Below are 26,663 nucleotides of genomic sequence, written 5' to 3' on the forward strand. Positions count from 1 at the left end.
GCTCCGCGGTTGTCTACGACATTTGTGGTGTCGATAATTACATGATGTCCCTGGAAGTCCAATCTTATACATTAAGATGACTTATTTCTCTGAATAAGCTGTTTCGCCTTCTTATTTCATATCTAGACAAATTTTTTATTTCATCGCGCAAATGTGTTACGATAGGCGTGGACTTATGCCTTTTTGGGCATAACAAACAGAGATATAGAGCGGGTGAATAACAGTGAGAGTGGTATCGGGAAGTGCAAAAGGAAGGCCACTGAAGAGTGTTCCGGGAAGTGGGACAAGGCCTACGACCGATAAGGTGAAGGAAGCTGTATTTAGCATGGTAGGCCCATATTTCGAAGGTGGAGCGGTGCTGGATTTATTCGCCGGTACTGGCGGTTTGGGGATCGAAGCTTTAAGCAGAGGCATGGAAAGCGGCGTATTTGTTGATATGGATCCTAAAAGTATCGACACGATCCGCGCCAATCTGAAGGCTACTAAGCTGGAAGAACAAGCGCAGGTGTACCGTAATGAAGCTGGGAGAGCGCTAAGTGCGTTGGAGAAGCGGGGGAAAATTTTTGATTTGGTCTTTTTGGATCCTCCCTATCGCTTGAAGCACGGGGATGAGCTTATGTTTATGATGGTCGAAAAAGGAATGCTGCAAGAGGACGCAATTATTGTTCTGGAGCATGAATCAAGTTATGCCTATCCTGAAGACATTCCAGGATTTTATAGGCTGCGTCAGGCCGTATACGGAGAAACGACAATTTCTATTTACCAGTATGAAGCTAATCCTGCAGAGGAAAGTGAAGCTGGTGAGGAGGTAGAGAATGAGTCAGCAAATTAGAAAAGAACGTGTTGCCATTTATCCAGGTACCTTTGATCCCGTGACTATGGGACATATGGATATTATTCGGCGCGCATCCAAGCAATTCGACCGTTTGATTGTAACGGTGCTTAATAATTTGAGTAAAAACCCGCTGTTTACTGTTGATGAACGGACAGAGCTATTAAGACAGGCGACCGCTGATATTCCCAATGTGGAAATTGACAGCTTCCGTGACCTGTTAGTGAATTATGTTCGTCAAAAAGATGCTCAAGTCATTGTTCGGGGTATCCGTACCGTTACTGACTTTGAATATGAACTGCAAAACGCATCGATCAACCATAGCCTGGATCCCGATGCAGAAACGATTTTTATGATGACTAATCCGAAATATTCCTACTTAAGTTCCAGTGTTGTTAAAGAAATCGCCCACTTCGGCGGGAATGTGACTGATTTTGTGACGCCTGAGGTTGAACAAGCGATGAAGCGTAAATTTAACCGAGCCGATGGCGAATAGTACTTATCAGATAAGTTCCAGCAGATAATCCCAACAGGATGATGAGCAGAAGGGCTTGCAGACTTAGCAACTGTGGAAAAGAGCTCCATATGTCCGTTACATTAATGGTGCCGGTTGGAGTCGGGCGTGAGTCTGCAAGTGCTGGTAAAGCAGCTTTACGGATAGCCAACAATGGTTTCCAGAGCAATAAAGTTAACAGAAAAGCATAAAATCCATGCATCAGACGAACCGTAGCGTAGGGTAGAAATCTGACTCTGGCTTGTTTGAGCATGGTCAGCACCTGTAGTTGCGCACAGAGTCCGCTCCAGCCCAGTGCAGCAGACAGTAAAGCTATCCCAAGCATACTAGAAGGACCTGTTCCTATGCTTGCTAGCCCTTTGCTGATCGCGTCGGCGCCTAAATGAATTTCCAGCAAGCTTGCTGGCAGAGCAGCTGGCAATGCGGGAAGTACAGTAGTGATGATATTGATGACTACAGCGAACATAATCATGTAACCGCCCACGACCATCAGACTTTGCACGGCATTAGCGACGGACTCGCCGAGAAGCTTGCCGAAGCTGCGTCCGTCTTTTGCTCTGGCATCTGTTGCTGCAAGCTGAACGCGACTATATAAAGAAGGCTGTTTGGTGTCTGTGGGGATCTTATCAACTGGTTTCGTGTTCGCTGACCGCCCCTTTAATAGAGCATCGGTGTAGCTGGCTAGAAGTCCAGAGATCCAGTGGATGGCCAGCAGGAAATAACCTGCTGAAGTACTGTGTAGAAAAGCTATGCCAATTACTATAAGCATGGTTACCGGGCTGGCGAAGTGTGTAAGTGCGGCAAGTCGGGCGGCTTCCTTGTCAGAAATGCTGTTCTGCTTGTGTAGCTGCATGACCCCTCCAGCTCCACCGGGAAATCCGGCTGTGATTCCGAGTGCCAAGGTCCAGCCGCTGGCACCGGGCAGACGAAAGACCTTTTTCATCAATGGCTCCAGAAGCACTCCAAAACCATGCACGAAACCCGAGGCGGTAAGCATCTCTGACAGCATCAGGAAGGGGAGCAGGGCAGGGAATACGAGTGTCCACCAAAGCTTCAATCCTTGGAGTGAAGCCTCAAAGGAGCTCTCCGGTGAGATAATAATTGCAATGGCTGTCAGGATTGCCATAATCCCGGGTATAAATGGTGTGGAGCGTGTAGCTAGTCGGCGTATTTGAATATTTTTCATTTCTCAGATCACCTCTTCATAACTTAAGGCATGGACGATGTGTTATCAATTTATGCAGAGTAGACAACCATCATGCCAAACCACTAGTCGAAGCGGTAATGAAGTTCAATCATTCATATCCTAAAAGTGCCGCGGGAAAGAAGGGAAGAGCAGTGAAGCAACTGAAGCATCGGCCGGGTTTCCGCGCCACAGCTTATCTGTTTACGTTTGTAGTAATCGTGTATGTATTTGTCTTTATGAACACCCCGTACATCGTATATCAGCCAGGCAGTGCATCTGAGGTTGCCCCTATGATTAAGGTAGAGAATGCCGATCCGGCTGAAGAAGGAACGTTTATGATGACTACGGTGTCTGCTAGTTATGCTAATGTGGCCTTATTGGTCGCCTCTGCTTTTAATTCCAATTCAGAGGTTGTGCGAAAAGAAACCCGGCTAGGGGATAAATCAGAAGACGAATATGCTGCAGAGCAGGTTTATTATATGAATAGCTCACAGTCTTATTCTGTTCAGGCCGCTTATCATGCAGCGGGAATTCCATATGAGGATGTAGTGGATTATCTCTACGTCTTTTCGGTTCCTGTAGAAAGTAATAAAGGACAATTTCTGCCGGGTGACAAAATCATTAGTGTAGAGGGACAAAAAGTGCCCGATCCTGAAGCACTGTCTAAACTGCTCTCCTCTAAAAAAATCGGAGATCAAGTCGCTGTTGTTTTGCAAAGAAATGGCAAGGAAGTACAAGAACAAGTGACGTTGGTTGAAATAAAGGATAAAGAGGGAGCTGCCGTTCGACCTGGTTTTGGAGTCACTATTGCCGCCGTTCAAAAAGTAAAACCAAAAGAAGCAGGGAAAGCTGTCAGCTTTGTAGATACAAATGTTGGCGGACCTTCGGCAGGGCTAATGTTCACTATGGAAATTTACAATCGCCTTACTTCTGGAGATTTAACTAAGGGCCATAGGGTTGCAGGGACGGGTACGATTAACGCTGAGGGTGTAGTTGGTGCTATCGGTGGAGTGAAACACAAGATCGTGGCTGCGGACCGAGAAGGGGCGGAGATTTTTTTCGTGCCTGTTAAGAATTATGACGAAGCCAAAGCAAAAGCTGATAAAATCGGCACATCTATGAAGCTGGTGCCTGTATCTACGCTGGATGAGGCGCTGAAGTATATGGTGGAACTGCCGGTCAAACCATGACCGGAGGTTCCAAATAATCGCGGTACATATCATTTCTGCGGGGTTCCTTAAAAGCTCCCGCGAAAGCGGAAGCGGCTTGAAGATCTCGCTCAAGCTGCGGATGGGAACAAAGGGACGGGCGCATGACGATGGGCAACGTAGTTTTTTGTTTCATTTCTTTAAGCAGTGCTCGTCCGCTTTCTCTAAAACCAAGAATACGAATATATCCGGGCCCCTCTGCTAGTATGGAAGGGGTCATTTCTTTTTTAGAATGATTTAACAGAACATGTAGCAGCAGACGCTGTAACCGTGTATGCGTGTAGCGCTTGCTCTTAAGGGCGTGAAGCAGGCCTGAAACAGAGAATTGCTCCAACTCAGGCAAAAGCCGCAGTATTCGGTTCTCCAAGCCTTCATTCATATCATGGATCGCGTGTAACTCGGCAGCAGTATGGGTGGTCAGCAGATGGCGGAGCGGGATACTGAAGCTCTCCAAGCTCAGAGGGCCCCTTCCGGCTGCATGCTCTCTTTCCAAAATGGACACGCTATAATCCGGCATATAAGCAGCGGGAGATCCGCCTTCTTGCAGCAGCTTGCGGATGGCCGTCGCACTTGCAATAGAAGAGTCGGCTTGTAATGGGTCATGGAAGCCTGCTGCTGTGCGCGGAACGGTTAGTGGCATTATCTTGCTGTGCAGCCGCTGCAAGGCGATAAGATAATGCAGTCCAAGGCTGTTATTCGGCTGGCGCAGCAGCTCGCCTGCATCTCCGGGACTCTCCGTTTCCGGGAGAGTCCCTTCAAAGGCCACCGCCGCCGCTGCGCTGTACGCGGCGGGGAAGCTCGCACCGAGTGCCATGCGGCGGCGGATCTCGCTCTGAAGCTCGCTGCTTTCCTCAGCCAGATATCTGGCCAGCGGGAGCAGCGAGCCCAAAGTGCCGGCTTCGGAGCCGAAGCACAAGCTGTCCACGACCCCGGTCGCTTCCAGCAGTGCAACTGCTCCGAATGCGAACCACTCGGCTGGCTGGACGGCATAAGCCACCGGCAGCTCAATGACGAGGTCGGCGCCCATATGCAGCGCCATCTCTGTCCGGGCTTGCTTGCTTACCGCCGCCGGCTCGCCGCGCTGGGTAAAGGGACCACTCATGACGACGATGGTGCGCTCTGCGCCGGAAAGTCTTTTGGCTTCCGTGAAGTGATGCACGTGTCCGTTATGTAAGGGATTGTATTCTGCGATGATTCCAACCGTTGTCACTGTGGCTTCCCTCCGATAAGTAAGGTATATTTATTGAGTTTAGTAGGGTAGATTTCTAGAGATACTGTTAGCACAAGCTGATCTTTTGATTTACACTAATAGTTATATCATAATTCACCGCATTTTCTGAAACAATATAAAGGGAAAATGGTTGACAAAGGTATAGAATACTAGGTATAATAAATTTTGTTTGTTTGGGAGTGATAAGTATGCAGATTCACTTTCGCAAATTAGCGAATGCCGACGAGCCGTTACATATTCACGATGTTGTGGATGTCAGCGAGGTAGTCAAAGGGCGCAAGGATATTCTAACTGTTGCTCCGCTCTCAGTAGACCTTAAAGCGCTGCCCGCGGGAACCGATTGTGTGAACGTGGTGGGAAAACTGAGTGGAGATGTGGACATGTTATGTTCACGTTGTCTCACGGAGGTCAAAAGTGATTTGAACATTCCTTTTGCTGAGACTTTCAAGTGGCTTAAGCAGCCAGTTCTTCCAGATGATGACGAAGATGAGGATCTCATTTACGTCAAGGATGAGGTTGTGGATCTTATCCCGTATGTGGAAGAAAATTTCGTACTGCACTTACCGGATTCGGTATTGTGCAAGGCAGACTGTCTTGGTCTTTGTCAGAAATGCGGACAGAACTTGAACGAAGGCACCTGCAGTTGCGACAACACAGTGATCGATCCTCGACTCGCTGGGTTGAAAGACTTTTTCAAATGAAACATTACAACAAAACACATCCTGCTCTGAGGAGCAGGCTGACAGAAATATCACGAGGAGGTGGAACACATGGCAGTACCACAACGCAGAACGTCTAAAACACGCCGTGACAAACGTCGCACCCACTTTAAGTTGGTTGTGCCGGGCATGGTGAAATGTGAACAATGCGGAGAGTTGAAACTAGCTCACCACGTATGCAAAGTTTGCGGAACTTACAAAGCAAGAGAAATCATCAAACAATAGTTTCAAAAATAAGTAGTACTTCACTTCGGTGAGGTACTATTTTTTTGTCCAAATCTAATAAAGATAGGGTATGCACCTATACTTTATGTTCCGCTCAGAAGTCAATGCTTTATTTTTGGTGCGGCATGCTTTATACTACATATTAGTACCTGGTTCTAAAAAATATTTATGATTGTTTGACCTAATATAACAGCGGCCATTCAAGCGGCCGGATGCTTTCTTTAAAATATAAGGAAGTATAAGTTATGCACCTATACTTTATGTCTTATATTTCTCGCTTAAACGCTTACCGTCCTTATTAGGGCGCCGAAGGCGTTTACGCTTGGCATGTGCCAGGAGGTGAGCCGCTATCGAGCGGATGTCCAAGAAAGAACGTCAGCAACAGCTGCTACATATAATTGCAGGCAATCCTTTTGTAACTGATCGGGAGTTGACTCGTCAGCTGAAGGTGAGCATTCAGACGATTCGGTTAGACCGGATGGAGCTGGGAATACCAGAACTGCGTGAAAGAATGAAACAAATGGCAGAGCATTCCTATGATCAGGTGCGCTCTTTGCCTGCGGATGAAGTGATCGGAGATATTGTGGATTTACAGCTCGATAAGAGCGGGATTTCGATCTTTGAAATTCGTGAGGATCATGTCTTTTCCAGAAATGGGATCGCCCGTGGCCACTACGTGTTTGCTCAAGCCAATTCGCTTGCGGTTGCTGTGATTAACGATGAAATTGCCTTGACTGCTTCAGCCGACATACGATTTGTTCGTATGGTTCTGCTTGGTGAGAAGTGCATTGCTAAAGCTCAAGTGCGGTCACTTGCAGGCAGAGGCGGCAAAGCAGAGGTGGACGTATTCACCTATGTCGGAGAAGAATTGGTATTTCAAGGCCACTTTATAGTGTATCGTTCCGCTAATGAAGAGTATAGTGAAGGGGGTAACCGTAGTGCTGATCGCCATTGATGCCATGGGCGGGGACAACGCTCCTGAATGTAATGTCGAGGGGGCGTTGTCCGCGGCCGCGGAATGGAAAGATACGCAGATTGTGCTCGTAGGTGACGAAGCCAGACTAGAGCCACTGCTGAAGGACAAGCCGTCCAACCTGAGTGTGCGGCATGCAGGAGATGTTATTGGTTCTGATGAAGAGCCGGTTAAGGCGGTTCGCCGCAAAAAAGATTCATCCATGGTTGTAGCTGGACGTATGGTGCGTGAGGGCGAAGCAGATGCTATGATTTCGTCAGGTAACACGGGGGCGCTTATGACTACAGGGTTACTTGTAGTAGGCCGTATGCAGGGGATTGAACGTCCGGCGCTGGCACCTATGATTCCGACGCTGGATGATGTTGGCGTGCTTGCGCTTGATCTTGGCGCTAACATGGATGCGAAGCCTGAACATCTGGTGCAATATGCGCTGATGGGCAGCATTTATCGGAATAAAGTGCATGGCATTGCTAAGCCGCGGGTTGGACTTCTAAATGTAGGGACGGAGCCTGGGAAAGGCAACGAACTGACCAAAGAAGCCTATCCACTGCTGGAGAAATTGCCGGGCATTCATTTTATCGGTAATGTTGAGGCACGCGACGTACTGACAGGAAACTGCGATGTGCTTGTCTGCGATGGATTTGCTGGTAATATCCTGTTGAAGTCGCTTGAGGGTACAGCGGGTGCATTGTTCTCTTTACTGAAGGAGCAATTCAGCCGTTCTCTGAAGACTAAACTTGGAGCGGCTATGCTGATGCCGGAGCTTAGAGCGCTGAAGGGCAAGATGGATTATAAAGAGCATGGCGGTGCACCGCTGCTTGGTCTTAGCGGATTGGTAGTTAAGGGGCACGGATCTTCAGACGGAAATGCGGTTAAAAATGCAGTAAGACAAGCGCGGATTGCTCTGCAAGCCGATCTTGTGCCAAGTATATCCAAGGAAATTAGCGGGAAGTGAGTGACGAAATGAAACAGTTGCGGCCGGTTGGGATTATCGGTACGGGTAAATATGTACCTGAGAAAATTTTAACAAACAGTGATCTAGAAAAAATAGTGGAGACTAACGATGAATGGATCGTCAGTCGGACAGGGATCCGTGAAAGACATATCGCTGCACCACATGAGGCAACTTCTGATTTAGCCTATGAAGCTGCACTTAAAGCTTTGGATTCTGCAGGCATGAAAGCCGAAGATCTGGATCTTATTATTATTGCAACGGTAACCCCTGATAGCTCCTTTCCTTCCACAGCCTGCATTTTGCAGGATAAACTTGGAGCAAAAGGTGCTGCGGCATTTGACTTGTCAGCAGCCTGCTCTGGTTTTGTATACAGCCTAGCTACTGCGGTTGGCTTTATTCAGAACGGAATGTACAATAATGCACTCATAATTGGTGCGGACACTTTATCCCGCATCACTGATTATACGGATCGTAACACCTGTGTACTGTTTGGCGATGGTGCAGGAGCAGTAATCATCGGTGAAGTTCCAGAGGGACGCGGTTTCCAATCCTTCGATCTGGGTGCTGAAGGTTCTGGAGGAAACTTGCTTAAGCTGGAAGCTGGGGGTTCGCGCTTGCCTGCATCTCAGCAGACGGTTGAAGACAAGAAACATTTCATCTATATGAATGGCCGTGAAGTGTTTAAGTTTGCCGTTCGTGTTATGGGCTCAGCTACAGAACGTGTGCTTACTAAAGCCGGATTAGGTAAAGAAGATATTGATTTGTTCGTACCGCATCAAGCTAATATTCGTATCATTCAATCCGCTATGCAGCGGCTTGACCTGCCACCGGAGAAATGTGTAATCAATGTTGATAAATATGCTAATACATCAGCAGCTTCTATTCCTCTAGCTCTAGTTGAAGCGGCGGAAGAAGGACGCATGAAGGAAGGCGACACGGTTCTGATGGTTGGATTCGGCGGTGGCTTGACTTGGGGCGCGTCCGTATTGATCTGGTAATAGAGGAAGGAGTTCTTACTTATGAGTAAAATCGCATTTGTCTTTCCCGGTCAGGGTGCACAGGCAGTTGGAATGGGTAGAGATGTATATGAAGCTCTTCCGCACAGCCGCGCGGTATTCGAAAAAGGTGATGAGGTGCTCGGATTTCCACTGAGCCAGCTGATTTTTGAAGGACCTGACAGTGATTTGAAACAGACCGTAAATACGCAACCGGCTCTGCTAACAGCAAGCGTGGCTTATCTGGAAGCATTACGTGATCAAGGGATGAAGCCGGATTATGTAGCTGGTCATAGCCTAGGAGAATACAGCGCACTGGTTGCGGCAGGCGTATTGTCCTATGAAGATGCTGTAAGACTCGTGCGTTTACGCGGTCGTTTTATGGAGGAAGCTGTTCCAGGTGGACAGGGAGCTATGGCTGCAGTGCTTGGTGCGGAGCGGGATGCTCTGGCAGAATTATGCCGGAGCGTATCCGAGGAGAGCGGCGTGGTAGAACTGGCGAATGTGAACTGCCCGGGACAGATTGTTGTTTCTGGTTCACAGGCCGGGGTTAACGGTGTTGTGCAGCGTGTTAAGGAAGCAGGCGGAAAGCGGGCTATTCCGCTGGAAGTAAGTGGACCTTTTCACTCTTCGATGATGAAGGCTGCGGCAGACCGCTTGGCAGACGAGCTGAAGAGTGTTACTTTTAATGCTCCGGCTGTACCTGTTATTGTCAATGTTACCGCAGCACCTGTAATGGATCCTGAAGAAATCCGTGAACTGCTTGTTCGCCAGGTGTACTCCCCTGTGCTCTGGCAAGACAGTATTGAATGGCTGATTGCTGATGGTGTGGATACTTTTGTGGAAATTGGTTCTGGCAGTGTTCTGGCAGGTCTGATCCGCAAAATAGACAAAACGGTCAAAGTAATCAACATTAACACACTTGAAAGTGTGCAAGCTGTCTTGTAAGATACGTTCAAACATTGTTTATCAATAGCAATATGATCGAAAGGGGAATAAATGATGTTCTCAGCATTGCGGGGTCAAACGGCCCTTGTAACTGGTGGCTCTCGCGGCATCGGCCGCAGTATTGCACTTGCTCTCGCGGAACATGGCGTGAAGGTGGCCGTGAACTATGCGGGCAGTGAAGCAGCCGCACAAGAGACCGTAGCTCGGATTGTCGAGCTTGGCTCGGAGGGTATTGCCCTTCGTGGCGATGTCGGCAATAGTGAACAGGCCGAGAACCTTGTCAAAGAGGTTCTGAATACCTGGGGACGTATTGACATTGTTGTCAATAATGCCGGCATTACCAGAGACAACCTGATTATGCGCATGAAAGAAGAAGAGTTCGATCAAGTGATCGAAACGAATCTAAAAGGGGTGTTTAACTGCCTAAAGGCAGCTACACGCCCTATGATGAAGCAACGCTACGGGCGCATTATCAATATTTCTTCTGTAGTAGGTGTAACAGGAAATCCTGGACAAGCTAATTACTCCGCAGCTAAGGCAGGTGTCATCGGTTTAACGAAGGCATCGGCTCGTGAGCTTTCCTCACGGGGGATCACGGTGAACTGTATCGCTCCTGGCTTCATTGATACAGATATGACGCGTGAGCTCTCTGAGGAAGTGCGCAGTGAGCTTGAGAAGGGCATTCCACTTGCTCGGCTGGGCCGCCCTGAAGAGATTGCTATGGCTGTAGTCTTCCTGGCCTCTGAAGGCGCTGCGTATATGACCGGCCAGACACTACACGTGGATGGCGGGATGTATATGTAACTCTCCGTCAAGGAGAAATTACACTGTTTTAATGCTGAAATGTGAGGGATAAAGAAAGCGTTTTTGACGCTCTATGGTATTTTGAACTCATATCTCGTATAATACCAAAAGAGGAGGTGAACCGGATGTCCGATGTATTAGAGCGTGTAAAACGCATTGTCATCGACCGCTTAGGTGCCGATGAAGCTGAGGTAACATTAGAAGCGTCTTTCAAAGATGATTTAGGTGCTGATTCTCTTGATGTAGTAGAATTGGTTATGGAATTGGAAGATGAATTCGATATGGAAATCTCTGATGAAGATGCAGAGACGATTACGACCGTGGGTGAAGTTGTGAAGTACATACAATCTCATACCTAGAGTCATATGATTGAGAGTCCCGTTCCTGCTAGGGCGGGACTTCTCCTCATTTATAGAGCACTAAAGATGAATCAAAGGTTGCCTTGAGCAACTATATAAGGGATATAACAGAACCGCAGGATGGTTAATGATGCGGTTACCGCTGTTCATATAGTAGCAACAGAAAGTATATAAGTTCTGAATATAATGTATACAACCTATAGATGGGGTGATTGTGTTTGAGTCATAGAGTGGTTGTTACCGGGATGGGCGTAGTTACATCATTGGGCAAAGATTTGGAGACGTTCTGGGATAATCTTATGAGCGGCAAATCCGGTGTATCACAGGTTGAGACCTTTGATGTCAGTGAGTATACTACGCAAATAGCATCCTCTGTTAAAGATTTCGATCCAGAGGCACTTTTTGGTCGTAAGGAAGCCCGCAAAATGGACCGTTTTGTACAATTTGCAGTGGCTGCCGGTGAGGACGCATTGCGAGATAGCGGACTTAAGATCGGTGAAGATATTGATGCCGAAAGAATAGGTGTATCTGTAGGATCAGGTATTGGTGGTCTTGGAACTTGGGAAGACAATCATAACTTGTTGCTTGAAAAAGGACCGAAGCGGGTTAGTCCGTTCTTCATTCCGATGATGATCGCTAACATGGGTTCTGGGCAGTTGTCCATTAACCTTGGTGCAAAGGGTCCTAATACGACGACAGTAACTGCTTGTGCTACAGGAAGTCACTCCATTGGGGAATCCTTCCGCTTGATTCAACGTGGAGACGCAGATGCAATGATCTGTGGGGGTTCCGAAGCGACCATTCGTCCAACAGGTATGGCTGGTTTTTGTGCAATGAGAGCAATGTCCACTCGCAATGATGAGCCTGAGAAGGCAAGTCGTCCGTTTGATGTGGATCGCGATGGTTTTGTTATGGGTGAAGGTGCCGGGATTCTTATTCTGGAATCACTCGAACATGCTGAGAAACGTGGAGCGAAGATCTATGCTGAGGTTATCGGTTATGGTCTAAGCGCAGATGCTCATCATATGACTGAGCCTGATCCAGATGGTGCAGCTCGCTGCATGAAGATGGCAATCCGGGATGCTGGTATCTCTCCTGAAGATATTGATTACATCAATGCTCATGGTACTTCAACGCCTGTAGGAGATAGATCAGAAACTGCTGCTGTTAAAAAAGCATTGGGTGACCATGCCTATAAAGTGGCAATTAGTTCGACGAAATCCATGACAGGTCACCTTCTGGGTGCTGCTGGTGGAGTAGAAGCTATTATCTGTGGCCTTTCTTTGCAAAAAGGGATGATTGCGCCAACGATTAATTTGGACAACCAAGACCCGGAATGTGATCTGGATTATGTACCAAATGTGCCACGTAAAGCTGATCTTGATATTGTAATGTCGAATTCGTTCGGCTTCGGGGGACATAACGCAACAGTTATTCTAAAAAAATATAATTAGTAAGGGGACAGTGCGGTGAAAGGAGAACTGAAGCAGTTACAACAGCAACTTCAAATCCAATTTCACGATTCTGTGCTTCTGAAGCAGGCCTTTACCCATGCATCCTATGTGAATGAACACCGTTTCAATCAGCATCAGGACAATGAGCGTCTCGAATTTCTTGGGGATGCAGTTCTGGAGTTAACGGTTTCTGAATATTTGTACAATCTATTGCCAGACCGACCTGAGGGAGAGTTGACCAAGCTGCGGGCCGCTATTGTATGCGAGCCTTCACTGGTCAAGTTTGCGGAGAGTTTAGGTTTTGGCCGTTATGTACTATTGGGCAAAGGGGAAGAACTTACGGGCGGACGTACTCGCCCGGCCCTGCTGGCTGATGTATTCGAATCCTTCGTGGGAGCGCTTTATCTCGACCAAGGACTGGAAACAGTGCGGAGTTTTCTTGATAATCACGTATTTCCTCTCGTGGAGACGGATGGGAAATTGCAAATGCAGATGACCGATTATAAGACGGAACTGCAAGAGCTAATTCAGCAGCACAATATGGGTACATTGGAATATCGAATTATAGAAGAACGGGGACCTGCACATGAGCGTGAATTCGTCTCAGAGGTGTATATGGCTAACCGTTCACTTGGTAAAGGAAGCGGCCGGTCCAAGAAGGAAGCAGAGCAGCAGGCTGCAGCAGCAGCACTTTTGCATCTGAAAGAGGACGGTGCCTGAGTTTTGCATCAAGGGGACAAGCGGAGGAGAGCAGCAAAGGTCTGAATACCGGCGTTTAGGCGGAGCTCAGACCGTTGCTGCTCTTTTTCGACAATATAAGAACTTATATGTTCCGCGTTACAAAGGATAAGGTACATCTTAATGGTTTTTTAGGGTACAAACGCTATGGTATAATGGGTCAGAGGTGATTGGCAAGTATGTTTTTGAAACGGATAGAATTAGCTGGTTTTAAATCATTTGCCGACAAAACAGAAATGGAGTTTGTGCGCGGTATAACGGCTGTAGTTGGCCCGAACGGAAGCGGCAAAAGCAATATTTCTGACGGCATACGCTGGGTACTCGGCGAACAGAGTGCTAAATCACTGCGTGGCGGCAAGATGGAGGATATCATTTTTGCTGGAAGTGATGCGCGTAAAGCCGTGAATTATGGCGAAGTATCACTTACGCTTGATAATGAAGATCACACACTTCCGCTGGATTTCAGCGAAGTTACAGTGACTCGGAGAGTCCACCGCAGTGGAGATAGTGAATATTTAATTAATAAGCAATCCTGCCGTCTGAAGGATATCACAGAGCTGTTTATGGATACTGGTATCGGACGTGAAGCCTATTCGATTATCGGGCAGGGTAGGATTGAAGAGATTCTAAGTACTCGTTCCGAAGATCGGCGAGGCATCTTTGAAGAAGCATCAGGTATTGTAAAATATAAATCGCGCAAGAAAGACGCAAGTCGAAAGCTGGATGATACCGAGCAGAACCTGCTTCGTATTCATGATTTGATCAGTGAGCTTGAGGATCAGATTGGGCCACTTAAGGATCAGTCCGAGAAAGCTATCCGCTTTAAGGAACTTCGCGAACAATTAAAACATCAGGAAATTTCAGTATACGTACACCAGATTGAAGGCATTCATACCGCTTGGCAGGAAGGTAACGCTAAGCTTGAAACGTTGAAGGACGAGCAGCTGGAGCTGTCTACTGTGGTTTCGGCTCATGATGCCAAGCTGGAGAGCGGGCGCTCTGAACTGCGCACAATCGAAGCACAGATCGAGAAGCAGCAAGAGCAATTGCTGCGTTATAGCGAAGCATTTGAGAAGAGCGAAGGTTACGGTGAAGTGCTGAGGGAACGCAAACGTAATCTGGAAAGTAATCGTGAGCAGTTAATGCTCACGTTAGGTTCGGTTGGCGAGCGTTCTGCAGATCGTCAGCGTGAAGTCGTGGATCTGGAGCTTAAGCTTGAGCAATCGCGGCTTAAGCTTGTGGATCTTCGGAAACAGATCGAAGATGAAGAGACAAGGCTTGAAGGTGTGGCAGACGGGATTAGCCAGAGCCAGGAAGAAAAGCTCAAAAGTGCTCTTTTGGAGCTAATGAACCTTATGGCGAATGCACGTAACGAAATTCGTTACGCGGATCAGCAAAAGGAGAATCTGGAACGTCGTATGAGCCGCAGTGAAGAAGAAAGCGGCAAATGGACAGCCCGGCATGAAGAGTTGTCTGCCAACCAGAAAGGGCTGAAGGACAAGATTGCCCAGCTGGGGAAGGAGCTTAGCAATCTTCGCGGGGCTTATATCACTGAAAGTGAGCAGCTCAGTAAACGTCAGAAGCTGATCGAAGAAACACAGTCCGGTCTTCGGAAATGGGAACAGAAGCGGGAAGCGCAAGTCTCTCGTCATGAGACCATGAAAGAGATGCAGGATGATTTCGATGGCTTCATGCTTGGGGTTAAAGAAGTGCTCAAGGGTGCGCGCAAAGGACAGCTCAACGGTGTGCATGGTGCGGTTGCGGAGCTGATCTCTGTTCCGGAGAAGCTGGAAATGGCGATTGAGACTGCTCTAGGCGCATCACTTCAGCATGTGGTCATGGATAATGAGACTGTGTCCCGCCAAGCGATATCATTTCTAAAGCAACGTCAGCTGGGACGAGCTACCTTTCTTCCGCTAGATGTTATCCGGCCGCGCCAGATTTCTGGCAGTGACCGTGGTATGGTGGGTGATGCTGACGGATTTGTTGGAATTGGTTCCGAACTTGTTGGTTACGATGATAAATATACTAGCATTATTGGCAGTTTGCTCGGCAATGTGGTTATTGCGGAGAGCTTGGAGCAAGCGAACCGTATCGCCGCTAGATGCCAATATCGTTATCGGGTAGTTACCCTGGAAGGCGATGTAGTTAATGCCGGCGGTTCGATGACCGGGGGTAGCCAGCATAAGAAGAATAATAGCTTGCTTAGCCGTAAACGTCAGCTGGATCAATTAAGCAGTGAGATTGAAGAAAGCGAACGTCAAATAGTGAAGCTGAAGCAAGGCATTGCCAGACTTCGTGAGGAGCAGGAGAACGCTAGCGTGAAGCTGGAGGACCTGCGCCGTGATGGCGATGAGAAAAGACTGGAAGAGCAAAGAGTCTCCGGTGATTTGAAGCAGCTCGAGCATGAGCTTCGGCATGTGCAGGAGCAAGTGGAGAGCACAGGTGCGGAACGCAGCGGCTTTGAGAATGAAGTACGTGCGCTTGAAGAGACGCGGAAGCAAGCCACTGCTGAGCTTGAACGCCTTGAAAAGGAAGAAAAGGAAGCCCATGAGGGTATCCGTAACGCTGAATCAGCGCGTAAAGCGAATGAATCAGCTAAGGAAGAGCTGCAAGGCAAGTTGACCAGTATGAAAGTCTCGGAAGGCAAGCTCGATCAGGAGATATTCTCCCTGGAGGAGCAGTTACGTCGCCTAAGACAAGATGTGGGTTCACAGGACAAGGAGCTGCGCCAGAATCGAAATCTGTTACATACGATTGAACAGGATCTGGCTAACAATGCTTTGGAAGCTGTGAAGCAGAAGGAAGATTTGAACAGTTACCGCTTGAAGAAGGAAGAGACGACTGGAACTTTGGATTTTGCGCGTGCTGAGCGTACAGCGTTAACCCGTAAGCTGGAACTTGAGGAAGGCAAGACTAAAGATCAACGTCAGGCCCTTAAAGTAGTCGAGGACAAGCTGCGTGCCACTGAAGTTTCTGTCGGTCGACTCGATGTGGAGCTGGATAATATTCTCCGCAAGCTGAGTGATGACTACGAGCTAAGTTATGAATTAGCAAAACAGAGATATCCAGTGCCTGAAGATGTACCTGCCGCACAAGCCGATGTACAGCGTTTGAAGCGCAGTATTTCTGCGCTAGGAGAGGTTAACTTAGGGGCGATCGAAGAATATCAGCGGGTCCATGAACGGTATACGTTCCTCAGTGGACAAAAAGATGATCTAGTCGAAGCTAAGACTACCTTGTATCAAGTAATCCGCGAGATGGAAGATGAAATGTCCAAACGTTTCAAACAGACCTTTGATGCGATCCGCAAACAGTTCGGGACCGTGTTCTCAAAGCTGTTCGGCGGCGGGCGAGCGGATCTCATGCTTCTGGATCCGGAACATATGCTGGAAACAGGTATAGATATCGTAGCCCAACCACCGGGTAAAAAATTGCAAAATCTGCAGCTTTTATCTGGCGGTGAACGCGCTCTAACTGCGATGGCGTTATTGTTTGCTATTTTGCAAGTGAAGCCAGTTCCGTTCTGCGTATTGGATGAGGTCGAGGCTGCGCTCGATGAAGCGAACGTTGTTCGTTTTGCACAGTATTTACGCGAGTTCTCTGAACAAACTCAGTTCATCGTCGTTACGCACCGCAAAGGAACGATGGAAGAGGCGGACGTGTTATACGGAGTAACGATGGAAGAGGGCGGTGTCTCCAAGCTCGTTTCAGTACGTTTAGAGGATGAAGAAGCTGAGATTGCTTAAATTCATCAAAGAAGAGAAACTTTTAGGAGGAACCAAATGAGCTTTTTTAGAAAATTAAAAGAAAGCATTTCCGGCAAAACGGAAAGTGTAACGAAACAATTCCGCGACGGATTAGAGAAAACCCGTAAAGGTTTTGTAGAGAAGGTCTCCGACCTTATCATCCGCCGCAAAAAGATAGATGAAGAGTTCTACGAAGAGCTGGAAGAGATTTTGATTGGTGCAGACGTGGGTGTAAACACTGTTATGACCCTTGTCGAGGATTTGCGTGCCGAAGTGAAGCAAAATCGGATTGAAGATGCTGCCGAGCTGAAGCCGATTTTGTCCCGTAAGCTTATGGAGCTGCTGCGCGGAGATGATGATAACAGCCTGAAGGAAAATCCGAATGGAATTACAGTTATTTTGTTCGTTGGGGTTAATGGCGTGGGCAAGACGACTACCATCGGCAAGCTGGCTCATCGTTACAAACAAGAAGGTAAAAAAGTTCTTTTGGCTGCAGGGGATACGTTCCGTGCCGGAGCGATTGAGCAGCTTGAGGTTTGGGGCCAACGCGCAGGCGTAGATGTTATTAAACAACAAGCAGGCTCTGACCCGGCGGCTGTAATGTACGATGCGGTGCAAGCGGCTAAACAGCGCAATGTGGATATCTTAATCTGCGATACTGCTGGCAGACTGCAGAATAAAAGCAATCTGATGGAAGAGCTCAACAAAATCTTCCGCGTCATTCAAAGAGAAATCCCAAGTGCTCCACATGAGGTACTGATGGTGCTAGATGCTACGACGGGTCAAAATGCACTTACGCAAGCCAAGTTATTTGGTGAAAAGAGTGGCGTCACTGGCTTGGTTTTGACGAAGCTGGACGGTACGGCTAAAGGCGGAATCGTTGTAGCGATTCGTCAGGAAATGAATTTGCCGGTGAAGTTTGTAGGTCTTGGAGAAAAAATGGAAGACTTGCAGCCATTTGATTCGCAGCAGTTCGTACATGCTCTTTTTGCCGGATTAATTGCCGAGGAAGAAGAGTTAGAAGAATCGGAAGAGCAAGTGTAATCAACAGCACAATATAATCATAAAGAAGTCATATTTACAAGGAATGCCCTCGAAGCTATATTTAGTTAGGAGGGCATTCCTTTTCTTTTTTATAAAGGGTTTGTCCGTCATTTTGTAGCAACTGCTAAGCGACTTTTAGAAAGTATAAATGCATCGCGTAAGGGATCCCTTTAAATAACAGCTTTCCCTCACTAATTAGCCTCCAGAAGCGATATTCTATGAATGAGGTACTGAGATACAAATTCCATTGCCCTATAATTGTGCCTACAACTAGACCTGCATTTACGTAGCCATCTCGATCCTCATACTGTTGAAATTGCAGAATTAAAGAAAGAATTTCTTCGTCATAGTAACTCTCGGGAACATTCATAAGCTGGCCATCAGCCCAAACTCTAAGCATATCCTCGGTGTTGCTGATTTTTTGCCATTCTAGTTCATACTGTTTTCTTTGAGCGGAGGTGATAGGGGATGTATTTTCGGTAATTTTTATAATTTTTTGCAGAGCTTCATTTGGGAGCTGACTAAGTGCTCTGGGATATAAGCCGATTTCAAATGAAGCGGCAATCTCCCTATAAGCCTTGACTGAATCAATAACATGAATAGGTTGCGTCCTCTCACTAAGAATAGAAAGTGCAAATCGTAAACCTGTCTGATCATGGGAGTTATCTCCGCACCAAATAGTGATTTTTTTGTCCTCGGGAATTTCTTTTAAGGTCTGAATCATGGCTGCCAGTTTATGTTGGGGGTTTAAATGATAACCCTGATCCGGAAATCGTTCCTGAAACCATAACTCACGGGTATGATAGCCTTCATTATTATGTAATCCACGCAACGGTCCAGCAGAGAACGTCTCATTAAATGAAAGTACTCGTATTAAATGACGACAACCCAGATGACTAAGGGCTACCTTCATTGATCCCGCTTCAGACAGGCCAAATAACAGATAAATGTGATTCCGCCTAGTCTCTTCCTGCTCAATTGACATAGTATATTTGTGCTCCATAAGTCACTCTCCCATCGCAACAAATTATACCATACTCAATGAATCCACATCCTCAGGCAACTATATAAAAAATACATTATATGAAAAATTCATAACAGTAATGCTTGTCACACTTCCTGCATACAATTCAATGATGAATCTACATTTCATCTCCGGCAACCTATATAAGAGAGAAAGGAAGCGATTCCAAAAAATACAAATATCTCCGGAATCACATTTCTCTGTTATATATGTTGACATGAACGAGTGGATTTACGTATTATGAGAATATAAACCAATATTTCCATGGATGTTTTCTGAAATGAAAGTATAAGTTGTTAACAAAGATTACATCTATCGAAAGGAGTCGGGCTCATGTCCAAATTAGATCCTCTGCCAGGTCTGTCTCCGTATCCATTACAGCATTTTTTCGATGAAATGTATGCTGATAAGAGGAATGTCCGGCCGCACTACAGACATGTGAATCGCATGTTTTCCGGAATGAGCTCCGAAGAGCTGCAAGGGAAGCAAAATTTAATGCAGCGTAGGATGATGGAAGAAGGAATTACCTTTACGCTTTACAACCCGGCTCAGGATCATCCTATGGAGCGAACGATCCCCTTCGATATGATTCCACGTATTATCCCTAAGAATGAGTGGGAGAGGCTAGAAGCTGGAATTATTCAGCGTATCACAGCTTTGAATTTATTCATTCATGACATTTACCATGAGCAATACATTGTTAAAGATGGCATCGTCCCTAGGCGTATGATTATTTCCAACTGTTATTTCCGGCCAGAAATGTCAGGTCTGCGAGTGCCCGGTGGAGCTTATATCACCACCTCAGGAATCGATCTGATCCGCCACCACGATGGGCATTATTATGTACTTGAAGACAACCTGCGAACACCCTCCGGCTTTTCCTATCTTTTTAAAGGCAGAACGCTTATGAATCAATTGTTTCCTGAATTGTCCTTTGCCAGCTCCATCCGAGATGTAGATCATAGCTTAAATCGCTTCTTATCCGTGCTTCGTAGTCTATCTCCTTCAAGAAGGTCAGATCCGGTTATAGCACTCCTAACGCCTGGAGAATACAATTCTGCATATTATGAACATGCTTTTTTGGCACAGCAGATGGGTATACATTTGGTCGAAGGACGAGATTTGGTAACAAAGGATCACAAAATATATTTGAAAGAAATGAACGGACTGCGTCGCGTGGATGTGCTGTATCGTCGGTTGGATGATGATTACATTGATCCGCTAGCCTTTCAACCTGATTCTTTATTGGGTGTGGCAGGACTTATGAATGCGTATAGGGCAGGCAACATAGCGATTGCTAATGCGCCGGGAACCGGTGTTGCAGATGATAAAGCGATGTATGTCTATGTACCGGATATGATTCGTTATTATCTGAATGAAGAGCCGATCCTTGGTAATGTGCCGACGTATTTGTTGTCCCGACCCGATGAACGCCTGTATGTTCTTGAGAACCTATCCGAAATGGTTGTTAAAGAAACCTCATTATCCGGAGGATATGGGATGTTGATCGGAAGTGAGGCGACCAAAGAAGAATTAGCCGAGTTCCGAATGAAAATTATTGCCGATCCGGACCGTTATGTGGCACAGCCAATTATGTCCTTGTCCAGAGCACCCGTATTGTCGGGAGGCACTATGGCACCCCGGCATATCGATCTTCGGGCTTTTGTATTAATGGGCGCAGACCGGAAGCCACATGTCATACCTGGTGGATTAACACGAGTGGCTATGAAAGAAGGTTCACTGGTTGTGAATTCCTCGCAAGGCGGTGGCGTAAAGGATACTTGGGTTATGGCTTGATCTATTATCTTGTAAGCCTTGATTGTGAATCAAAAATATGCAGCATCAATTTGGAGGATAAAGGAGTGGCTAAAGATGCTGAATCGAAATGCGGAGGCTTTATTCTGGATCGGCCGATATATTGAAAGGGCAGAGAATCATGCGCGGCTAATCAATGTACATTATCATATCCAGCAGGAAGAGGATTTTCAGGAAGAAGGACATAAATGGTCGAGGCTTATCGATGCATTAGGAGTTCGAAGTGAGTATTTGCAGCAGTTCGAAACCTTTTCTGAACAGGACGTGTTATCCTTTATTACACTCGATTTAGGCAATTCGAATTCATTATTCTCTTGCGTACATCATGCTAGAAATAATCTTCGCACACTGCGTCAGCATCTTCCAAGTGAGCTATGGGATATCGTCAACAGCTTTAATCTATGGCTTGGGGAGCGGTCAGTCGCTGATATTATGAGTGGCCCACATCATTTCTACCAGCAAGTGAAGGAACGTGCAGCTATGTTTCTAGGAGCAGAACAATCCGTAATGCTTAGGGGAAATGAATGGCATTTTATAGAGAGCGGCCGTTTTCTGGAACGGGCAGAGAATACGACGCGTATTTTGCAGGCAGTTATTGCCTCTTGCCGTTTTAAAGAGCTTCATGCAATTTATATTCAGTTACAGGCTGTGCTGAAATCGGTAAGTGGTTATCAGGCGTTTCGCCGTTATTATGCAGATGCTATGTCACCGGAGAGCATTTTAGATTTTTTGATCGCAAATCCCAAATTTCCACGTTCGATCCGCTTTTCTTTTCACCAGCTGGAAGAGCATTTAGCTAGACTTGAATTAGATTCCTCAGAAAAAGGCTCAGGTCATGAGAAGGTCATCCGTCAAGCAGGAAAGCTGAAGGCAGAGCTGGATTATATGGAGAAAGAGGAAATGTCCGGTGAACTGGTGGAAGATGTGCTGCAATCACTCGTAATATCTTGCCAGAGACTGGGCAAAACGATGGAGGGCGCCTTTTTTCGGCGAGAAGGAGTATCTGTATGAAGATTCAAATCAATCACACCACCACATACAGTTATCCAGAGCCGGTTACGGACAGTGTCAATGAAATCAGGCTTACCCCACGCACCAACTATCGGCAATCCTGTTATCACCATGAGGTTGAAGTATCTCCGGCAGCTAATCTATTAACGTATGAGGATTTCTTCGGTAATCGGGTGCATGCCTATTCGGTTAATAAGCCACATACGGAAATGGTAATCCATACGAAAGCTACTGTAGTAACGCTGGATAAAGCCCAGGGTACCGATCTTCCGCGAACCAGCCTTGAAGAGCAAGTTAAACTATTAAATGATGAAAAGTTTCAGAACCGTTATATTGAGTTTATTTTGCCGACCCGTTATACCGAGGTGACTCCTGAATTAGTGGAGTTCGCTTCCCAGTACCCTTTTAGTGAAGCTGAGGATATGTATGAATGGATTCTGAAGTTATCTTCGACGATTTATGAACAGTTCACCTATGATCCTGAGGCAACAAGCGTAAATACAACGGTAAAAAAAGCCCTCAAGCTCAAGCGGGGGGTCTGTCAGGATTATGCTCATCTTATGATCGCTGTCTGCCGCAGTGTGGGTCTGCCTTCAAGATATGTTAGTGGATATCATTTTGTCGGTGATCTACAGAGCAGCAATGCTAATTTCGAGCAGGCTTCACATGCTTGGGTGGAGACCCATATTCCGGGTACGGGCTGGCTTGGTTTTGATCCGACGAATAATGTTGAAGTGAACTGGCGTTATATCAAGCTGGGTCATGGACGGGATTATAAAGATATAGTACCTGTAAAAGGGGTATATCGCGGTGGAGCAGGAACACTGACTGTAAAAGTGGACGTACGCAAGCTGGACAACTGATCTGAAATAATTGAAACATCGAACATCGAACATCGAACATCGAAACAATCAAAATATTTTAAATACTCTAAATATTCGAAACAAACTCTCCGCTCATCTTATTGAATGGGGAGATTTTTTTGTGCGGCGTGCCTAAATTCTGAAGATTTATGAACGAGATGATTCCATTACAGGTTTATTTGGGTAATCTTGATCCATAGTACTTATCTTACAGACATTAGAGGAGAGATTACATATGAGCCCAAACATATCTAAGAAACAAAGATTTATTGGAAAAACAGCGATTATAACCGGAGCGGGCTCGGGAATTGGCCGTGCTACCGCTATTAAGCTGGCGCGGGAAGGTGCAAATGTAGCATTGTTCGATTTAAATCTTGAAAGAACCTCTTCCTTGGCAGAAAAGCTTAATAAGCTTCGAAAAGATTGTGCGCTGGCCATAGAGGTAGATACTTCGGATGAGAAAAAGATGGAGGAAGCCGTACGTTGTACGGTGGAACAATTCGGAGGTGTGGATGTAGTATTCGCTAACGCGGGAATTAATGGCGCTGTGGGCCCGATAGAAGAACTAAGCTTGAGCGACTGGGAGCGTACGATGTCGGTGAACTTGACGGGGACTTTTTTGACTCTGAAATATACTATTCCTCATCTGAAAGATAAAGGGAAGGGCAGTATTATTATTACTAGTTCCATTAATGGGAACACTAGATTTGCCAGCTTTGGGTGGTCTACTTATAGCACTACCAAAGCTGGACAGGTGGCTTTTGCCAAAATGGCAGCTCTCGAGCTTGCTAAGTTTAAGATTCGTGTAAATGTGATCTGCCCTGGGGCTATTGCTACGAATATAGATGAAACCACTGAAATGAGCGAGGATGTTGAGGCAATCGTCATTCCGATTGAATTCCCTGATGGAGCGCAACCTTTGGCGGATGGACCGGGCAAGCCGGATAATGTCGCTGATCTCGTTGCTTTTCTGGCTTCGGATGAATCTATCCATATTACAGGTGCTCAAATCGTAATTGACGGCGCGGAGTCCTTGTTATCCTAATTTCGAGATCGCTTCCCGGTATTGCTCGTACCATTTATTCCATTCGTCTTTCCGTGACTCCAGCGTCGTGCCTTCCAAAAGATGCTGGATCACTTCTAGACAAACATGCCAGCCAGCGAGATCTCGTGGTGTATGCGGGGTAAGCGTTTGTAGTGTTTCGTTCAAGACGAGTAAACAGCCTTCTGAATTAGGGTATAACTCAAAACGAACAAGATCCTCAGCCCAAGTAAACTCAAAAATAGATTGATGCAGCAGCGCGGTAATTTCCATATCCACAAACGTTCCGTTTTGCATATCAAACTTTATAAGTCCGCCTTCACGCAGGTCCTCAATTTTTAATTCAGAGAACCATAAGGCAAGCTTCTCATTTTCGGTCAAATAGGACCAAATCTCAGTTGCGGAATGCTTTAACTGGCGTTCGAAACGAGCGACATAATGTTGATCTTTTTTTTGGATGTTAGCTAACATTTATATTTCTCCTTTGGACTACTGCGGTAGTCCTTTTTTTATTGAGTTGAGGCTCATTAGAAAGAGTATAGCAATCGCCTGTGTTAATTGCACGATCCGGCTGTGTGGCTGAAGCGTAACTTATAGGGTATAGAGGGTAATAAAATAGCGGGAGAAATAAGGTCATAAGCAAGTCCACGAGCTCGATTTGCGTACGGCGCGGATTTAGTGTTGGCGGGGAAAAGGGAGTGATGAAGGAGATAAGTGTGCAAGACGGGGAAAAGTGAGTGATGTAGGAGATAAGTGTGCATGACGGTGAGAAGGGAGTGAAGAGAGGGATAAGTGAATGATGAATGGTGGAAGTAAAAAGTAGCATCTACGGTGGCGAGGATGCATCGGCGTTGCGGACTGTATTGCAGCTATTTGGCGTTTTTGATGTGTTTATTAGAAGTATCGGACCGCATAGCGCTTATTGTTGAGATTTTGAAGAAAAGTAAGGTGTGTTTGAGTGAATAGCTGCAACTGTGTCCGATAGCAGAGAGAATAAGCCTGAATTAATGAAATAAGGTCATCTGAGTCCGAACGTTATATGGTGGCGAGGATGCATCGGCGTTGCGGACTGTATTGCAGCTATTTGGCGTTTTTGGTGTGTTTATTAGAAGTATCGGACCGCATAGCGCTTATTGCCGCGATTTTGAACAAAAGTAGGGCGTATTTGAGCGAATAGCTGCAACTGAGTCCGATAGCAGAGGGAATAAGCCTGAATTTGTGAAATAAGATCATCTGAGTCCGAACGTTACATGGTAGCGAGGATGCATCGGCGTTGCGGACTGTATTGCAGCTATTTGGAGTTTTTGATTTGATTATTAGAAGTATCGGACCGCATAGCTCTTATCGCTGCGATTTTGAACAAAAGTAGGGTGTGTTTGAGCGAATAGCTGCAACTGTGTCCGATAGCAGAGGGAATAAGCCTGAATTTGTGAAATAAGGTCATCTGAGTCCGAACGTTACATGGTAGCGAGAATGCATCGGCGTTGCGGACTGTATTGCAGCTATTTGGCGTTTTTGGTGTGTTTATTAGAAGTATCGGACCGCATAGCGCTTATTGCCGCGATTTTGAACAAAAGTAGGGCGTATTTGAGCGAATAGGTGCAACTGAGTCCGATAGCAGAGGGAATAAGCCTGAATTTGTGAAATAAGGTCATCTGAGTCCGAACGTTACATGGTAGCGAGGATGCATCGGCGTTGCGGACTGTATTGCAGCTATTTGGAGTTTTTCGTGTGTTTATTAGAACTATCGGACTGCATAGCTCTTATCGCTGCGATTTTGAACAAAAGTAGGGTGTGTTTGAGTGAATAGCTGCAACTGAGTCCGATAGCAGGGTAAAAAGGACTAAATTAGTGAAATAAGGGCTGCTGGGTCCGAACGATCTATGGCGACGAAGAGGTAATGAAGGTACAAAGGATGTAGTATATGAGCAAGAGCTACTGGGTTCGATCGGTTTGCGGAGACCTGGATTCGCTAATGGATCGGACTGTATTGCAGCTATTTGGTGTTTTTGGTTTGTATTTTGAACATATCGGACCGCATAGCGCTATTGCTGTGATTTTGAACAAAAGTAGGGCGTATTTGAGCGAATAGCTGCAACTGAGTCCGATAGTACAGCGAAAAGGACTGAATTTGTGAAATAAGGGCTGCTGAGTCCGAACTATCTATGGCGACGAAGAGGTAATGAATGTGTAATAAAGGATGTAGTATACAAGCAAGGGCTCCTGGGTCCAAACATTTCACGGTGGCCAGTGTATGCTGACGTTGCGGTTATGGGCTTAGAATATACATTGTGTACGATAGTTACAGAGTCTGAGCTATTCAACTGTGCGACGAGGGCAAGGGGGATTTGAGTAAATAGCTCGCCATCCCTATAGTTAACAGCATAGGAAAGATCTGAGAAATCATTCCGGCACCTTGATGCAAATCCTAAGTCTTTTATGCTAAAATTAACGCAATTCCGTAAAATCTACTTTTGCTTAGGCAGGGTAGTTAATAGTGTGGTATTAGTGAAGGAGGCTGCGTATATGGGGATGATGTCTTGGTTAGCTGAGCAGCGAATTCAGGAGTCTATGCGTAACGGGGAATTTCGAGATTTACCTGGGCATGGCAAGCCGCTGGAGCTCGAGGATTTATCGGGTGTGCCGGAAGAATTGCGGATGTCTTTTAAAATCATGAAGAACTCCGGACTGGTGCCTGAGGAAATCTCTCTGCGAGCTGAATGTGTTACGTTGGAAGGATTGCTTGCGGCGTGTCATAATAGCGGAAGTGCAGAAACCAGTGAGGGCAAGGCTTTGCGGTCAAAACTGTCTATGAAAAGACTGCATCTACAGGAGTTATTGCGTGAACGCGGCTTGGATAGTAACCCTGCTTTTATGCAATACAGTGCTCAAATACACGAACAGATGATAAAGGAAGAGGAATAACGCTGGTTACGTTACTGCCTAAATGCCTACAGTCATTTGGACATGAGAA

General features: G+C 46.3%; 25 protein-coding genes. 21 read left to right on the top strand and 4 right to left on the bottom strand.

The window, feature by feature from the left end; translation table 11 throughout:
• Positions 1-223 precede the first annotated feature (223 nt).
• Positions 224-832, top strand: a complete 609-nt coding sequence (gene rsmD / locus MHB37_RS14330) for a 16S rRNA (guanine(966)-N(2))-methyltransferase RsmD (protein ID WP_405169521.1) — start codon at positions 224-226, stop codon at positions 830-832.
• Positions 816-1,328 carry a pantetheine-phosphate adenylyltransferase gene (gene coaD, locus MHB37_RS14335; protein ID WP_076126111.1) on the top strand — a complete coding sequence of 171 codons (513 nt, stop codon included), beginning with the start codon at positions 816-818 and terminating at the stop codon, positions 1,326-1,328. Before rsmD ends, coaD begins: the two co-directional genes overlap by 17 nt.
• Here coaD and MHB37_RS14340 read toward each other — a convergent pair.
• Positions 1,306-2,532, bottom strand: coding sequence for a nucleoside recognition domain-containing protein (locus MHB37_RS14340; RefSeq protein ID WP_405169522.1), 1,227 nt, complete (start codon positions 2,530-2,532; stop codon positions 1,306-1,308). The genes coaD and MHB37_RS14340 overlap by 23 nt on opposite strands.
• A gap of 152 nt (positions 2,533-2,684) precedes the next feature.
• On the opposite strand from MHB37_RS14340, the gene MHB37_RS14345 reads away from it, so the two are divergent.
• Positions 2,685-3,722: a SepM family pheromone-processing serine protease gene (locus MHB37_RS14345; RefSeq protein WP_076126114.1), complete on the top strand. Its 1,038-nt coding sequence runs from the start codon at positions 2,685-2,687 to the stop codon at positions 3,720-3,722.
• Here the strand turns inward: MHB37_RS14345 and MHB37_RS14350 are convergent.
• The gene (locus tag MHB37_RS14350; RefSeq protein WP_076308082.1) at positions 3,712-4,950 is read right to left on the bottom strand and encodes a nucleotidyltransferase; all 1,239 of its coding nucleotides are present in this window, start codon (positions 4,948-4,950) and stop codon (positions 3,712-3,714) included. The two genes, MHB37_RS14345 and MHB37_RS14350, sit on opposite strands and share 11 nt — an antisense overlap.
• Positions 4,951-5,159: 209 nt before the next feature.
• On the opposite strand from MHB37_RS14350, the gene MHB37_RS14355 reads away from it, so the two are divergent.
• From MHB37_RS14355 to ftsY, 12 genes are all read left to right on the top strand, one after another.
• Positions 5,160-5,672, top strand: coding sequence for a DUF177 domain-containing protein (locus MHB37_RS14355; RefSeq protein ID WP_036686482.1), 513 nt, complete (start codon positions 5,160-5,162; stop codon positions 5,670-5,672).
• 69 nt (positions 5,673-5,741) lie between these two features.
• Entirely contained in the window at positions 5,742-5,915 is a 174-nt protein-coding gene (gene rpmF, locus MHB37_RS14360; protein WP_019911234.1) for a 50S ribosomal protein L32, read from the top strand.
• A gap of 358 nt (positions 5,916-6,273) precedes the next feature.
• Entirely contained in the window at positions 6,274-6,870 is a 597-nt protein-coding gene (gene fapR / locus MHB37_RS14365; protein WP_036686484.1) for a transcription factor FapR, read from the top strand.
• On the top strand, positions 6,854-7,843 hold the full coding sequence (gene plsX, locus MHB37_RS14370; protein ID WP_339282036.1) for a phosphate acyltransferase PlsX: 990 nt from the start codon (positions 6,854-6,856) through the stop codon (positions 7,841-7,843). The genes fapR and plsX overlap by 17 nt, the downstream gene beginning before the upstream one ends.
• Before the next feature lie 8 nt (positions 7,844-7,851).
• Positions 7,852-8,841 (top strand): beta-ketoacyl-ACP synthase III, encoded by a 990-nt coding sequence (locus MHB37_RS14375; protein WP_139329841.1) that lies wholly within the window; start codon positions 7,852-7,854, stop codon positions 8,839-8,841.
• 21 nt (positions 8,842-8,862) lie between these two features.
• On the top strand, positions 8,863-9,786 hold the full coding sequence (fabD, locus tag MHB37_RS14380; protein ID WP_339173847.1) for an ACP S-malonyltransferase: 924 nt from the start codon (positions 8,863-8,865) through the stop codon (positions 9,784-9,786).
• A 54-nt stretch (positions 9,787-9,840) separates the two neighbouring features.
• Positions 9,841-10,590 (top strand): 3-oxoacyl-[acyl-carrier-protein] reductase, encoded by a 750-nt coding sequence (gene fabG / locus MHB37_RS14385; protein ID WP_036686492.1) that lies wholly within the window; start codon positions 9,841-9,843, stop codon positions 10,588-10,590.
• Between the two features lie 125 nt (positions 10,591-10,715).
• Complete coding sequence (locus tag MHB37_RS14390; RefSeq protein WP_036686493.1) at positions 10,716-10,949, top strand: acyl carrier protein; 234 nt, start codon at positions 10,716-10,718, stop codon at positions 10,947-10,949.
• A 218-nt stretch (positions 10,950-11,167) separates the two neighbouring features.
• Positions 11,168-12,403, top strand: a complete 1,236-nt coding sequence (fabF, locus tag MHB37_RS14395) for a beta-ketoacyl-ACP synthase II (protein ID WP_076101782.1) — start codon at positions 11,168-11,170, stop codon at positions 12,401-12,403.
• Between the two features lie 15 nt (positions 12,404-12,418).
• Complete coding sequence (rnc, locus tag MHB37_RS14400) at positions 12,419-13,123, top strand: ribonuclease III (protein WP_038570606.1); 705 nt, start codon at positions 12,419-12,421, stop codon at positions 13,121-13,123.
• A 197-nt stretch (positions 13,124-13,320) separates the two neighbouring features.
• Positions 13,321-16,890, top strand: a complete 3,570-nt coding sequence (smc, locus tag MHB37_RS14405; protein ID WP_076126122.1) for a chromosome segregation protein SMC — start codon at positions 13,321-13,323, stop codon at positions 16,888-16,890.
• Between the two features lie 36 nt (positions 16,891-16,926).
• Entirely contained in the window at positions 16,927-17,934 is a 1,008-nt protein-coding gene (gene ftsY, locus MHB37_RS14410; RefSeq protein ID WP_076183732.1) for a signal recognition particle-docking protein FtsY, read from the top strand.
• Positions 17,935-18,058: 124 nt separating this feature from the next.
• Here the strand turns inward: ftsY and MHB37_RS14415 are convergent, their stop codons facing one another.
• Complete coding sequence (locus tag MHB37_RS14415; protein WP_076190039.1) at positions 18,059-18,937, bottom strand: DUF1835 domain-containing protein; 879 nt, start codon at positions 18,935-18,937, stop codon at positions 18,059-18,061.
• A 354-nt stretch (positions 18,938-19,291) separates the two neighbouring features.
• Here MHB37_RS14415 and MHB37_RS14420 point away from each other — a divergent pair, with 354 nt between their 5' ends.
• From MHB37_RS14420 to MHB37_RS14435, 4 genes are all read left to right on the top strand, one after another.
• On the top strand, positions 19,292-20,755 hold the full coding sequence (locus MHB37_RS14420; RefSeq protein ID WP_036686502.1) for a circularly permuted type 2 ATP-grasp protein: 1,464 nt from the start codon (positions 19,292-19,294) through the stop codon (positions 20,753-20,755).
• 75 nt (positions 20,756-20,830) lie between these two features.
• Complete coding sequence (locus tag MHB37_RS14425) at positions 20,831-21,784, top strand: alpha-E domain-containing protein (protein WP_076126125.1); 954 nt, start codon at positions 20,831-20,833, stop codon at positions 21,782-21,784.
• On the top strand, positions 21,781-22,647 hold the full coding sequence (locus tag MHB37_RS14430) for a transglutaminase family protein (RefSeq protein ID WP_076126126.1): 867 nt from the start codon (positions 21,781-21,783) through the stop codon (positions 22,645-22,647). Before MHB37_RS14425 ends, MHB37_RS14430 begins: the two co-directional genes overlap by 4 nt.
• Before the next feature lie 235 nt (positions 22,648-22,882).
• Complete coding sequence (locus MHB37_RS14435) at positions 22,883-23,692, top strand: SDR family NAD(P)-dependent oxidoreductase (protein WP_036686506.1); 810 nt, start codon at positions 22,883-22,885, stop codon at positions 23,690-23,692.
• On the opposite strand, the gene MHB37_RS14440 is transcribed toward MHB37_RS14435, so the two are convergent.
• The gene (locus MHB37_RS14440; protein ID WP_339190816.1) at positions 23,684-24,160 is read right to left on the bottom strand and encodes an SRPBCC family protein; all 477 of its coding nucleotides are present in this window, start codon (positions 24,158-24,160) and stop codon (positions 23,684-23,686) included. The genes MHB37_RS14435 and MHB37_RS14440 overlap by 9 nt on opposite strands.
• Positions 24,161-25,613: 1,453 nt before the next feature.
• On the opposite strand from MHB37_RS14440, the gene MHB37_RS14445 reads away from it, so the two are divergent.
• Positions 25,614-25,781, top strand: coding sequence for a hypothetical protein (locus MHB37_RS14445; protein WP_405169523.1), 168 nt, complete (start codon positions 25,614-25,616; stop codon positions 25,779-25,781).
• A gap of 434 nt (positions 25,782-26,215) precedes the next feature.
• On the top strand, positions 26,216-26,614 hold the full coding sequence (locus MHB37_RS14450) for a DnaJ family domain-containing protein (protein ID WP_405169524.1): 399 nt from the start codon (positions 26,216-26,218) through the stop codon (positions 26,612-26,614).
• Positions 26,615-26,663: the final 49 nt, after the last annotated feature.

It is taken from the genome of Paenibacillus sp. FSL H3-0286, assembly GCF_045040705.1.
Lineage (GTDB): Bacteria > Bacillota > Bacilli > Paenibacillales > Paenibacillaceae > Paenibacillus_AQ > Paenibacillus_AQ odorifer.

Excerpts from the sequence above, each read along its gene's own strand:
- MHB37_RS14450 (WP_405169524.1), top strand. The coding sequence starts at position 26,216 with ATGGGGATGATGTCTTGGTTAGCTGAGCAGCGAATTCAGGAGTCTATG.
- MHB37_RS14390 (WP_036686493.1), top strand. The coding sequence starts at position 10,716 with ATGTCCGATGTATTAGAGCGTGTAAAACGCATTGTCATCGACCGCTTA.
- MHB37_RS14425 (WP_076126125.1), top strand. The coding sequence starts at position 20,831 with ATGCTGAATCGAAATGCGGAGGCTTTATTCTGGATCGGCCGATATATT.
- ftsY (WP_076183732.1), top strand. The coding sequence starts at position 16,927 with ATGAGCTTTTTTAGAAAATTAAAAGAAAGCATTTCCGGCAAAACGGAA.
- rpmF (WP_019911234.1), top strand. The coding sequence starts at position 5,742 with ATGGCAGTACCACAACGCAGAACGTCTAAAACACGCCGTGACAAACGT.
- MHB37_RS14355 (WP_036686482.1), top strand. The coding sequence starts at position 5,160 with ATGCAGATTCACTTTCGCAAATTAGCGAATGCCGACGAGCCGTTACAT.
- smc (WP_076126122.1), top strand. The coding sequence starts at position 13,321 with ATGTTTTTGAAACGGATAGAATTAGCTGGTTTTAAATCATTTGCCGAC.
- fabG (WP_036686492.1), top strand. The coding sequence starts at position 9,841 with ATGTTCTCAGCATTGCGGGGTCAAACGGCCCTTGTAACTGGTGGCTCT.
- MHB37_RS14435 (WP_036686506.1), top strand. The coding sequence starts at position 22,883 with ATGAGCCCAAACATATCTAAGAAACAAAGATTTATTGGAAAAACAGCG.
- MHB37_RS14445 (WP_405169523.1), top strand. The coding sequence starts at position 25,614 with ATGAGCAAGAGCTACTGGGTTCGATCGGTTTGCGGAGACCTGGATTCG.
- fabD (WP_339173847.1), top strand. The coding sequence starts at position 8,863 with ATGAGTAAAATCGCATTTGTCTTTCCCGGTCAGGGTGCACAGGCAGTT.
- MHB37_RS14415 (WP_076190039.1), bottom strand. The coding sequence starts at position 18,937 with ATGGAGCACAAATATACTATGTCAATTGAGCAGGAAGAGACTAGGCGG.
- MHB37_RS14375 (WP_139329841.1), top strand. The coding sequence starts at position 7,852 with ATGAAACAGTTGCGGCCGGTTGGGATTATCGGTACGGGTAAATATGTA.
- MHB37_RS14340 (WP_405169522.1), bottom strand. The coding sequence starts at position 2,532 with ATGAAAAATATTCAAATACGCCGACTAGCTACACGCTCCACACCATTT.
- MHB37_RS14420 (WP_036686502.1), top strand. The coding sequence starts at position 19,292 with ATGTCCAAATTAGATCCTCTGCCAGGTCTGTCTCCGTATCCATTACAG.
- MHB37_RS14440 (WP_339190816.1), bottom strand. The coding sequence starts at position 24,160 with ATGTTAGCTAACATCCAAAAAAAAGATCAACATTATGTCGCTCGTTTC.
- MHB37_RS14430 (WP_076126126.1), top strand. The coding sequence starts at position 21,781 with ATGAAGATTCAAATCAATCACACCACCACATACAGTTATCCAGAGCCG.
- coaD (WP_076126111.1), top strand. The coding sequence starts at position 816 with ATGAGTCAGCAAATTAGAAAAGAACGTGTTGCCATTTATCCAGGTACC.
- fapR (WP_036686484.1), top strand. The coding sequence starts at position 6,274 with ATGTCCAAGAAAGAACGTCAGCAACAGCTGCTACATATAATTGCAGGC.